At 69.3% G+C, this 10,903-nt stretch carries 10 protein-coding genes; 8 read left to right on the top strand and 2 right to left on the bottom strand.

Features of this window, described 5'->3' with window-relative positions:
- The 8 genes from ACN6PJ_RS30095 to lpdA all read left to right on the top strand — a co-directional run.
- On the top strand, positions 1-678 hold a 678-nt coding region (locus tag ACN6PJ_RS30095), incomplete at its 5' end, for an ABC transporter permease subunit (RefSeq protein ID WP_427999331.1).
- Positions 675-1,427, top strand: a complete 753-nt coding sequence (locus ACN6PJ_RS30090; protein WP_427999330.1) for an ABC transporter ATP-binding protein — start codon at positions 675-677, stop codon at positions 1,425-1,427. The genes ACN6PJ_RS30095 and ACN6PJ_RS30090, both read left to right, overlap by 4 nt.
- Positions 1,424-2,155 (top strand): ABC transporter ATP-binding protein, encoded by a 732-nt coding sequence (locus tag ACN6PJ_RS30085; RefSeq protein ID WP_427999329.1) that lies wholly within the window; start codon positions 1,424-1,426, stop codon positions 2,153-2,155. The genes ACN6PJ_RS30090 and ACN6PJ_RS30085 overlap by 4 nt, the downstream gene beginning before the upstream one ends.
- Before the next feature lie 33 nt (positions 2,156-2,188).
- The gene (locus tag ACN6PJ_RS30080) at positions 2,189-2,977 is read left to right on the top strand and encodes an SDR family NAD(P)-dependent oxidoreductase (RefSeq protein ID WP_427999328.1); all 789 of its coding nucleotides are present in this window, start codon (positions 2,189-2,191) and stop codon (positions 2,975-2,977) included.
- 36 nt (positions 2,978-3,013) lie between these two features.
- On the top strand, positions 3,014-5,197 hold the full coding sequence (locus ACN6PJ_RS30075; RefSeq protein ID WP_427999327.1) for an alpha-ketoacid dehydrogenase subunit alpha/beta: 2,184 nt from the start codon (positions 3,014-3,016) through the stop codon (positions 5,195-5,197).
- Entirely contained in the window at positions 5,194-5,685 is a 492-nt protein-coding gene (locus ACN6PJ_RS30070) for a VOC family protein (RefSeq protein ID WP_427999326.1), read from the top strand. The genes ACN6PJ_RS30075 and ACN6PJ_RS30070 overlap by 4 nt, the downstream gene beginning before the upstream one ends.
- Before the next feature lie 10 nt (positions 5,686-5,695).
- Entirely contained in the window at positions 5,696-6,958 is a 1,263-nt protein-coding gene (locus ACN6PJ_RS30065; protein ID WP_427999325.1) for a pyruvate dehydrogenase complex dihydrolipoamide acetyltransferase, read from the top strand.
- 8 nt (positions 6,959-6,966) lie between these two features.
- Positions 6,967-8,364, top strand: a complete 1,398-nt coding sequence (lpdA, locus tag ACN6PJ_RS30060; protein ID WP_427999324.1) for a dihydrolipoyl dehydrogenase — start codon at positions 6,967-6,969, stop codon at positions 8,362-8,364.
- A 45-nt stretch (positions 8,365-8,409) separates the two neighbouring features.
- On the opposite strand, the gene ACN6PJ_RS30055 is transcribed toward lpdA, so the two are convergent.
- Both ACN6PJ_RS30055 and ilvD read right to left on the bottom strand, forming a co-directional pair.
- Positions 8,410-9,291 carry a LysR substrate-binding domain-containing protein gene (locus ACN6PJ_RS30055; protein ID WP_427999323.1) on the bottom strand — a complete coding sequence of 294 codons (882 nt, stop codon included), beginning with the start codon at positions 9,289-9,291 and terminating at the stop codon, positions 8,410-8,412.
- Positions 9,292-9,656: 365 nt separating this feature from the next.
- The coding region (gene ilvD, locus ACN6PJ_RS30050; protein ID WP_427999322.1) for a dihydroxy-acid dehydratase at positions 9,657-10,903 on the bottom strand (1,247 nt) is incomplete at its 5' end.

Below are 10,903 nucleotides of genomic sequence, written 5' to 3'. Positions count from 1 at the left end.
GCCCACCGCCTGCGCTACCTGGGCTACCGCCCGCACACGCTCAAGACCATGGTGTTCGCGCTGTCGGCCATGTTCGCCGGCATCGCGGGCGGCCTGCAGGCCTTGAACATCGAGGCCGGCAACTACGTACTGTTCGAGGTCAAGCTGTCCACCGACGCGGTGCTGTTCGCCTACATCGGCGGCGTCAACGCGTTCCTGGGGCCCGTGCTGGGCGCTTCCATCCTGACTTTCCTGTCGCAGACGCTGGCCGACATCACGCGATCGTGGCTGCTGTACCAGGGGATTCTCTTCGTGCTCGTGATGCTGTTCGTGCCGGACGGCCTGGTCGGCCTGGTGCAGCGCGCCGCCAAGTCGCTGCGCGAGCTGGGCCTGGGCCGCTGGCTGCCGCGCGCGGCGGTGTCGGTCGCGGCCGGCCTGCTGCTGACCTGCGCCACGGTCTTCACGGTGGAAATGCTGCAGCGCATGTTCGCCCGCGACTACCGTTCCCTGCTGGCGATGAACCCCGACGCGGGCTGGCCTGCCATCCCGCTGTTCGGACAAGACTGGGCGCCCCTGGCGGCGTCCACCTGGCTGATTCCGTTGGCGCTGTTCGCCGTGGGCCTCGCGGCCTGCCGCTGGGCGCTGGCCCTGTGGCGCGACGACGCCGAAGCCGCACCCAAGCTGGAGGCCGCGAAATGAGCCACGACATCCTGACCCTGACCGACGTGCGCAAGTCTTTCGGCGAAGCGCAGATCATCCGCGGCGTGAACCTGAAGGTGGAGGCGGGCGAGCGCCACGCCGTCATCGGTCCCAACGGCGCGGGCAAGTCCACCCTGTTCCATCTGATGTCGGGCTCGTTCGCGCCGACCTCGGGCGACATCAGCCTGCGGTCGCGCCCGATCGGCGGCCTGGCCCCTGAGCGCATCAACCGCCTGGGCCTGGCCCGCTCGTTCCAGATCACCAACGTGTTCCCGCGTCTGTCGGTGCGCGAGAACCTGCGTCTGGCGGTCCTGCGCATGCACGGCCTGGTCTACAACTTCTGGCGGCCGATCGCGCGCAATCGCGCCGTGAACGAAGACGTGGACCGCCTGCTGGAGAAGGTGCGGCTGACGGAAAAGCAGAACACGGCGGCCGGAGACCTGAACTATTCCGAACAGCGTTCGCTGGAGATCGGCATGACGCTGGCCTCGCGTCCCAAGGTCATCCTGCTGGACGAGCCCATGGCGGGCATGTCCCAGCACGAAGTCGACTACACCGTCGAGCTGATCAAGGACGTCACGCGCGACTGCACCCTGCTGATCGTGGAGCACGACATGCAAGTGGTGTTCTCGCTGGCGGATCGCATCAGCGTACTGGTCTACGGCGAGATCCTGGCCACCGGCACGCCGGCCGACATCCGCGGCGACGCCCGCGTGCGCGAAGCCTACCTGGGAGAGGAAATGGTATGAGCACCCCGACGAACGGAACGGCTCCCCTGTTGAGCCTGCGGGGCGTGCATGCCCACTACGGCAAGAGCCACATCCTGCACGGCATCGACCTGTCGATCGGCCGCGGCGAAGTCGTGAGCCTGCTCGGACGCAACGGCGCGGGCCGCTCCACCACCATGAAGAGCATCATGGGGCTGGTGGACGTGACCGGCGGCAGCATCTCCATCGAAGGCCGCGACATCACCAACAAGCGTCCCTTCGAGATCGCTCGCGCCGGATTGGGCTTCGTGCCCGAGGAACGCGAGGTATTCGCCAACCTGACCGTGGACGAGAACCTGCGCATGGGCGAACAGCCCAAGCGCGGCGACGCGCCCTTCTGGTCGGTGGACCAGATGTTCGATTACTTCCCGCGCCTGAAGGAGCGCCGCGGCACCAAGGCGGGCAATCTGTCCGGCGGCGAACAGCAGATGCTGACCATGTGCCGCTCGCTGCTCGGCAACCCCAAGGTCATGCTGATCGACGAACCCACCGAAGGCCTGGCGCCGAAGATCGTGGAAGTGATCGCCGACGTGATCCGCGACATCCACAAGCGCGGCGTTTCCGTCCTGCTGGTGGAGCAGAAGCTGACCATCGCGCTCAAGGTTTCCACCCGCGTGAGCGTGATGGGCCATGGCCGCATCGTTTTCGAAGGACCGCCCGCGCAGCTGCATGAGCGCCAGGACGTCGTCCAGGAATGGCTGGCGGTCTGACCGCCGGCGCCCCTCTCATTACAGGCACATATCGTGGACAACACCAACGAACCCCTCCATTCCGAGCTGCGCGGCCAGGCCGTCGTGATCACCGGCGGCGCCAAGGGCATCGGCCTGGCCACGGCGCAGGCGTTCGCGCGCCAGGGCGCGCGCGTCGCGCTGCTGGACATGGACGCCGCCGCGCTGGACGAGGCCGTCGCCGGACTGGCGGCGCAAGGCGCCGAGGCCCTGGCCTGCCAGGCTTCCGTCACCGACGCCGATGCCGTCGAACGCGCCTTCGCCCAGGTCGAGCAGGCCTATGGCCGCATCGACGTGCTGGTCAACAACGCCGGGGTATCCGCCAACAAGCCGACGCTGGAAGTCAGCGTGGACGAATGGCGCCGCGCCGTGGACATCAACCTGACCGGCGTGTTCCTTTGCGCCCAGGCCGCCGGCCGCCGCATGGTGCCCGCCGGTTCGGGAGCCATCATCAACCTGGCCTCCATGTATGGCGTGGTGGCCGCGCCCGACCGCGCCGCCTATTGCGCCACCAAGGGCGCGGTCGTGCTGCTGACCGAGACGCTCGCCGTGGAATGGGGGCCCTCGGGCGTGCGCGTGAACGCGCTGGCGCCGGGCTACGTGGAAACGGACCTGGTGCGCGATCTGGCCGCGCGCGGCCGCCTGGACCCCGAACGCCTCAAGCAGCGCACGCCGCTGCGGCGCCTGGCGCAGCCGGCCGAGATGGCCGACCTGGCGGTGTTCCTGGCTACGCGCCAGGCCGCCTACATCACCGGACACACCTTGGTGGCCGACGGCGGCTGGAGCCGCTACAGCTACCTCTAACCGCAAGACGCTTACCCACATTCTGGAGATTCATTCATGGCCACCTACCAACCGCTTGGCTCCCAAGCGCCCTGGCGGCAACTGACGGTCGAAGCCAAGGACTGGCAACAGGCGGATCCCGCCCTGCTGGGCACCATGCTGACCCAGCTGCATTGGATCCGCGCCTTCGAAGAGGCCGTGCTGGACCTGGCCGCGGAAGGCCTGGTGCATGGCCCCGCGCACTCGTCCGTGGGCCAGGAAGGCGGCGCGGTCGGCTCCGTGCTGGCGCTGGGCGCCGGCGACCAGATCAACGGCTCGCACCGCGGCCACCATCAGTTCCTGGCCAAGGCGCTGCAGCACGTCGCCCCGCTGGGCCTGGACCCGCGCAATCCGCTCACGCCCGCCATCGACGAGGTGCTGCAGAAAACGCTGGCCGAGATCATGGGCCTGGCCCAGGGCTATTGCCGCGGCCGCGGCGGCAGCATGCACCTGCGCTGGCTCGAAGCCGGCGCGCTGGGCACCAACGCCATCGTGGGCGGCGGCGTGCCGCTGGCGGCCGGCGCCGGCTGGGCCCACAAGCATGCGGGCACCGACCGCGTGGCCGTGACCTATTTCGGCGACGGCGCGGTGAACATCGGCTCCGTGCTGGAAACCATGAACCTCACCGCGGCCTGGAAGACGCCGCTGTGCTTCTTCATCGAGAACAATCGCTACGCCGTCTCGACCACGGTGGAGGAATCGACCGCCGAGCCGCGCCTCTCCGCGCGCGGCCAGGCCTTCAACATTCCGTCCTGGCAGGTTGACGGCATGGATCCGCTGGCGGTCTACCTGGCCATGTCCGAGGCCGTGGCCCACATGCGCGCGGGCAAGGGTCCCACCATCGTCGAAGTGGACGTGTACCGCTTCTTCCACCAGAACGGTCCCTTCCCCGGCAGCGCCTTCGGCTACCGCAGCAAGGACGAGGAGGCGCAATGGCGCCGCCGCGATCCGCTGGACCGGATCGCCGCCGAAATGATCGGCCGCGGGCTGATCGCCCAGGCCGAGGTTGACGCGCTGCGCCAGCGCTGCAAGGAAGTGATGAAGGAGGTGTCCGGCCGCCTGACGGAAACCGCCGACGGCGGCAAGCGCCGCGTGCGCGCCGACCTGTGGCCCAGTCCCGACTTCCGGGACGTGGGCCTGCGCAGCGACGGCTCGGAGCTGGCCGGCCTGCGCTACCAGGAAGCCGCCGACTACGCCGGCCAGTCGGTCGAGCGCAAGTTCGTCGACGCCGTGGCCGACGTGCTGGACCGCCGCATGGAAACCGACGGCGGCGTGGTCGTGCTGGGCGAGGACGTGCACCGCCTGAAGGGCGGCACCAACGGCGCCACGCGCGGCCTGAAGGACAAGTACCCCGACCGCGTGCTGGGCACCCCCATTTCCGAGAACGCCTTCGCCGGCCTGGGCGGCGGCCTGGCCATGGACGGCCGCTACAAGCCGGTGGTGGAATTCATGTACCCCGACTTCATGTGGGTCGCGGCCGACCAGATCTTCAACCAGATCGGCAAGGCCCGCCACATGTTCGGCGGCGACATCGACGTGCCCTTCGTGCTGCGCACCAAGGTCGCGATGGGCACGGGCTACGGCTCTCAGCACTCGATGGATCCGGCCGGCATCTTCGCCACGGCGCCGGGCTGGCGCATCGTCGCGCCGTCCACGCCCTATGAATACGTCGGGCTGATGAACACCGCCCTGGCCTCCAAGGACCCGGTGCTGGTGATCGAGCACGTGGACCTGTACGCCTCCTCGGGCGAAGTGCCCGCGGACGACCTGGACTATGCCATCCCGTTCGGCAAGGCCCGCGTGCGCCGCGAGGGCGGCAAGGTCACCATCCTGACCTACCTCTCCATGGTCAGCCGCGCGCTGAAGGCCGCGGAAGAGGCCGGCGTGGACGCGGAAGTCATCGATCTGCGCACCCTGGACCGCGCCAGCCTGGACTGGGACACCATCGGCGCCAGCATCCGGAAGACCAACAACGTGCTGATCGTGGAACAAGGCGCGCGCGGCACGTCCTACGGCGCGATGCTGGCCGACGAAATCCAGCGCCGCTACTTCGACTGGCTGGACCAGCCCGTCAAGCGCGTGACCGGCGGCGAGGCTTCGCCCAGCATTTCCAAGGTGCTGGAGCGCGCCGCGTTCGCGGACACCGAGGAAGTCGTGGCCGGGCTGGAAGACGTGCTGGCCGACCTGGGGGAGAGAGCATGAATGCCCCCCTGCGAATGACGGTGCCGATGGAGGTCGGCATCTGCTGCGCCGACCTGGACGCGCTGCTGGCCTTCTACATCGACGTGATCGGCCTGAAGCTCGTCAACCGCGTGAACGTCCCTGCCGACAAGGCGCAGGCCACCGGCCTGACGCGGCACGGGTATGACGTCGCCCGCCTGCAGACGCCCTATGGCGAGCGCATCAAGCTGCTCCAGCCCGCGGTGGCGCCCGAAGCCGCCGCGCGCGGCGCCGCCATCCTCGACCGCCAGGGCGCGACCTACCTCACCTTCATCGTTCGCGACCTGCCCGGCCTGGTGCGCGACCTGGAGGCCAAGGGCGTGGCGTTCGACAGCAAGCCGGCCCCGATGGAAGTGCGGCCCGGCACCTGGCTGGCATTCTTCCGCGACCCCGAGGGGAACGTGCTGGAACTGGTCGAATACGACGACCCCGCCTCCTACCGGCCCGACCTGGCCGGCGCCGAACAATAGGACGAACAACGTGGCACACCTTATCAAACTCCCATCCGTCGCGGCCGACACCTCGGGCGGCACGCTGCATCAGTGGCTCAAGAAAGAAGGCGACACCGTCGCCGTGGGCGACGCGCTGGCGGAAATCGAAACCGAGAAGGCCATCGTCGAAATCAACGCGGAGCAGGCCGGCGTGCTGGGCCGCATCGTGGTGCAGGCCGGCGCCGCATCGGTGCCGGTGAACACCGTGATCGGCGTGCTGCTGGCGCAAGGCGAAGACGCCTCGGCGATCGATCGCGCCCTGGCGGAAAGCGGCGCGGCCGCGCACGCCCCGGCCGCCCCTGCCGAGCCCGCGGCAGCGTCCGCCAGCACGGCCCCCGCGCCCGCCGCGGCCGGTCCCGGGCCGCAGGCGCCCGCTGCCGCCCCGAACGCCCCCATCCCCGGCGGCCGCCTGTTCGCCAGCCCGCTGGCCCGCCGCCTGGCCGCGCAGTGGCATGTGGACCTGCTGGGCGTGACCGGCACCGGCCCGCACGGCCGCATCGTCCGCCGCGACGTGGAAGCGGCGCGGGACCGCGCGCCGACCGCCGCGGCCGCGCCCCTGGCCGCCCGCCCGGCCGCGCGCCGCGTGCCGCATACGGGCATGCGCCGCGCCATCGCCCGCCGCCTGACCGAAAGCAAGCAGAACGTGCCGCACTTCTACCTGACGGTGGACTGCCGGATGGACGCCCTGCTCGCATTGCGCGCCCAGGCCAACCAGGGCGGCGCCGTGAAGCTGTCGGTCAATGACTTCATCGTGCGCGCCGCCGCGCTGGCCCTGCGCGAAGTGCCCGAGGTCAACGCCAGCTGGCACGATGACGCCGTCGAATACCACGCCGGCGCCGACATCTCCGTGGCGGTGGCGACCGACGGCGGACTGGTCACGCCCATCGTGCGGGACGCCGACATAAAGCCGCTGTCGGCCATCGCCGGCGAAATCGTCGAGCTGGCCGGACGCGCCAAGATCAATCGCCTCAAGCCCGAGGAATTCACCGGCGGATCGCTGACGGTGAGCAACCTGGGCATGTACGGCATCGGACAGTTCGCCGCCATCATCAATCCCCCGCAGGCCGCCATCCTGGCGGTGGGCGCGGCCGAGCGCCGCCCCGTCGTGGACGCGGACGGCGCGCTCGTCGCGGCTTCCGTCATGACGGTGACCCTGTCGGCCGACCACCGCGTGGTGGACGGCGCCGTCGGCGCGCGCTGGCTGGCCGCATTCCGCCAGTTGATCGAAAATCCCGTGCGCATCCTGCTGTGAGCCCCGCCATGACGAAGACGACGTTTGACCTCATCGTGGTGGGCGGCGGGCCCGGCGGCTACGTGGCCGCCATCCGCGGCGCCCAGCTGGGCATGTCGGTAGCGCTGGTGGAACGCGCCGAACTGGGCGGCATCTGCCTGAACTGGGGCTGCATCCCCACCAAGGCCCTGCTGCACAGCGCCACCGTGCTGCGCGCGTGCCGCGAAGCCGCGCAATACGGCGTCGCGGGCGCGGGCGAAGCCCGTCCCGACCTGGCCGCCATGGTGGCGCGCTCGCGCAAGGTGGCGGGCCGCCTGGGCCAGGGCGTGGCCCACCTGATGAAGAAAAATGGCGTGACGGTGTTCGCCGCCAGCGCCAGGCTGGCGGGCGCTGGCAAGCTGGCGCTGGATAGCGGCGCCACGCTGTCGGCTCCGCACATCGTCCTGGCCACCGGCGCGCGCGCGCGCGAATTGCCGGCGCTGCCGGTGGGCGAACGCATCTGGGCCTATCGCCAGGCCCTGGTTCCCGCCGGGATCCCGAAATCGCTGCTGGTGGTGGGCGCGGGCGCCATCGGCGCGGAATTCGCCAGCTTCTACCGCGCGGTGGGCGCCGAAGTCACGCTGATCGACATGACGGCCGAGATCCTGCCTCAGGAAGACGCCGAAATCTCGCAGCTGGCGCGCAAGGCCTTCGAGAAGCAAGGCATCCGTGTGCTGACGCAGTGCGCGGTCAAGGCCTCGTCCCCGACCGCCTCGGGAGTGAAGGTGGTGCTGGCGCAGCAGGGCAAGCAGAGCGAGCTGGAAATCGAGCGCGTCATCGTCGCCGCCGGCATCGTGGGCAACGTGGAAAACCTCGGCCTGGAACGCACCCGCGTCAAAGTGGAGAAAACCCACATCGTCACCGACGGCCTGTGCCGGACGGACGAGCCCGGCGTCTACGCGATCGGCGACGTGGCCGGCGCTCCCTGGCTCGCCCACAAGGCCAGCCACGAGGCCGTGCTGTGCGTGGAGGCGATCGCCGGCAAGCCGGCGCATCCCATCGACCCGCTGCGCATCCCTGCCTGCACCTATTCCTATCCGCAGGTGGCCAGCATCGGCATGACGGAGGCGCGCGCGCGCGAGCATGCCAAACAGACGGGCAGCGAGATCCGCGTCGGCAAGTTCTCGTTTGCCGGCAACGGCAAGGCGATCGCGATGGGCGAGGATCAGGGTCTGGTGAAGACCGTGTTCGACGCCAAGAGCGGCGAACTGCTGGGCGCGCACATCATCCATCCGGAAGCGTCGGAACTGATCACCGGCTACGGCGTGGCGGCTTCGCTCGAAGCCACCGAGGAAGACCTGATGCATACCGTGTTCGCGCATCCGACGCTGTCGGAAACCCTGCACGAATCGGTGCTGTCGGCCTTCGGCCGCGCCTTGCACGCCTGAGCGGGACCGCGGGCCACGCCTGCGCGCGGCCCGCGCGCGCGGGAATCACATGCGCGCCGCGAAGAAATCCAGGAAACACGCGATCCGCCGCGACAGCTGCGTGTTGCGGTGATATACGGCGTGCATGGGCTGCAGGTAGTCCGTGTGCTCGGACTCCATCAGCTTCACCAGCCTGCCGGCCTTGATGTCCTCGCGCACCACGAAATCGGACAGGCAGGCGATGCCCACCCCGCGCAGCGCCAGCTGCCGCTGCGTTTCGCCGCTGGAGGTCGCCAGCGTGGGCACGGCCAGGTAGCTCGACGCTCCCGCATGACGCAAGGGCCACACATTCAGGCTTTCGGGCTGGGTGAAGCCCAGCACCTCGTGCGAGGCCAGATCCGCCACGGTTTCCGGCGCGCCGCGCCGGGCGATGTAGTCCGGACTGGCCATCACCCATCTCGGGGACGGCCGCAGCGCGCGCGCGTGCAGCGAAGAGTCGGTAAGCGGCCCCATGCGCAGCGCCACGTCGGTGCGGTGCTCCATCAGATCCACGATGCGGTCGTTGCTGGTGAGTTCGAGCGAAATCCCCGGGTATTCGCGGCGGAAATCCCCCACATGGGGCACCACGCAATGCAGCATCACCGGCACCGACGCATCCACCCGCAAGCGCCCCGCGGGCCGCTGATGCACCTTGCGCATGCACTCTTCCGCCTCTTCCAGCGACGCCACGATCTGCCGCGCCTTGGGGAGAAAATGCTTGCCCTCTTCGGTCAGTTCCATGCGGCGCGTGGTCCGGTTCAACAACGTAACGCCCAGGTCTTCTTCCAGCCGCGACAATCCCCGGCTGACGCCGGAAGCGGTGTGGCCCAGCACTTCCGCGGCCGCGCTAAGGGATCCCGCATCCACGACGCCCAGGAACAGCCGCAATGCATCAGAGTTCAGGGACATGGGGCTGGCTCCTTATAGCGTGTCCGTCGGGGGGCTGGTTTGAGGTCTTCAGGCGCCCGGCGCGGCGGTGACCGGGGGGAGCGGAAGAGCTTGCGGTGCCCGCCCCAGGCCGGCCGCGCGGGCGGCCTTTTGGGGCTTACGCCGAGTCTTGCGTCGCCGTGATGCCGCTGCGCGCCGACGTTATCGCCACTTTAACCCCGCCGCCGGATGGATGGCGCGCGCGGCAAGCTTTCCCCGTGCAAATAATTCTGGCCCGCGCGGCGATCCGAGCCGCCGGCTGCCCGCCCCAACGGGCGGCCTACGAAGAATTTTCCCCGAAAAAAAAACGGCGCCCCAACGGGACGCCGCTCTTCAAAAGAAAGCGATCAACGCTTCTGCTTCAACTGCGACAAATCCCGCACGGCCCCGCGGTCCGCCGAAGTCGCCAGCGCCGCATAAGCCTGCAATGCCTGCGACACCACGCGTTCGCGGCCCACGGGTTCCCAGCCGTCGGCGCGCGCATCCATGGCGGCGCGGCGGCGCGCCAGTTCCTCGTCGGAAACGGCAAGATGGATCTTGCGGTTCGGAATGTCGATCTCGATCACGTCGCCCTCTTCCACCAGGCCGATCGTGCCGCCTTCCGCCGCTTCCGGCGAGGCGTGGCCGATCACCAGGCCCGACGAACCGCCCGAGAAGCGGCCATCGGTGAACAGCGCGCAGCTCTTGCCCAAGCCCTTGGACTTCAGGTAGGACGTGGGATACAGCATTTCCTGCATGCCCGGACCGCCCTTGGGGCCTTCGTAGCGGATCACCACCACGTCGCCCGGAACGATCTGGTCGCCCAGGATGCCTTCCACCGCGGCGTCCTGGCTTTCGAAGACGCGCGCGCGGCCGGTGAAGACCCATTGCGATTCGTCCACGCCGGCCGTCTTCACGATGCAGCCCTTTTCCGCCAGGTTGCCGTACAGCACGGCCAGGCCGCCGTCCTTCGAGTAGGCGTTTTCCTTGCTGCGGATGCAGCCCGTCTTGCGATCGGTATCCAGCGTCAGGAAGGTCGCGTCCTGGCTGAAGGCCACCGTGGTGGGAATACCGCCAGGCGCCGCCCGGTAGAACTTCTGCGCGTCTTCGCCCGCGCCGCCGCCCACGTCCCACTTGCGGATGGCGTCGCCCAGCGTGCCGCTGTGCACGTTGCCGCAGGAGAGGTCCAGCAGGTCGGCGCGCGCCAGCTCGCCCAGGATGCCCAGGATGCCGCCGGCGCGATGCACGTCTTCGATGTGGTATTTGTCGGTGGCGGGCGCCGCCTTGCACAGGCACGGCACCTTGCGCGAAATACGGTCGATGTCGGCCATGGTGAAGTCCACGCCGGCTTCCTGCGCCGCGGCCAGCAAGTGCAGCACGGTGTTGGTGGAACCGCCCATGGCCACGTCCAGCGCCATCGCGTTCTGGAACGCGCTCTTGGTGGCGATGCTGCGCGGCAGGACCGACGCGTCGTCTTCCTGGTAGTAGCGGCGGCAGAGATCGACGACCAGGCGGCCGGCCTGTTCGAACAGGCCGCGGCGCCAGGCGTGCGTGGCCACGATGGTGCCATTGCCCGGCAGCGCCAGGCCGATGGCTTCGGTCAGGCAGTTCATCG

The organism is Achromobacter sp., from assembly GCF_050285585.1.
GTDB lineage: Bacteria > Pseudomonadota > Gammaproteobacteria > Burkholderiales > Burkholderiaceae_B > Achromobacter.
This window is presented reverse-complemented; position numbering and strand designations above follow the sequence as displayed.

Excerpts from the sequence above, each read along its gene's own strand:
- ACN6PJ_RS30055 (WP_427999323.1), bottom strand. The coding sequence starts at position 9,291 with ATGTCCCTGAACTCTGATGCATTGCGGCTGTTCCTGGGCGTCGTGGAT.
- ACN6PJ_RS30075 (WP_427999327.1), top strand. The coding sequence starts at position 3,014 with ATGGCCACCTACCAACCGCTTGGCTCCCAAGCGCCCTGGCGGCAACTG.
- ACN6PJ_RS30085 (WP_427999329.1), top strand. The coding sequence starts at position 1,424 with ATGAGCACCCCGACGAACGGAACGGCTCCCCTGTTGAGCCTGCGGGGC.
- ACN6PJ_RS30090 (WP_427999330.1), top strand. The coding sequence starts at position 675 with ATGAGCCACGACATCCTGACCCTGACCGACGTGCGCAAGTCTTTCGGC.
- lpdA (WP_427999324.1), top strand. The coding sequence starts at position 6,967 with ATGACGAAGACGACGTTTGACCTCATCGTGGTGGGCGGCGGGCCCGGC.
- ACN6PJ_RS30070 (WP_427999326.1), top strand. The coding sequence starts at position 5,194 with ATGAATGCCCCCCTGCGAATGACGGTGCCGATGGAGGTCGGCATCTGC.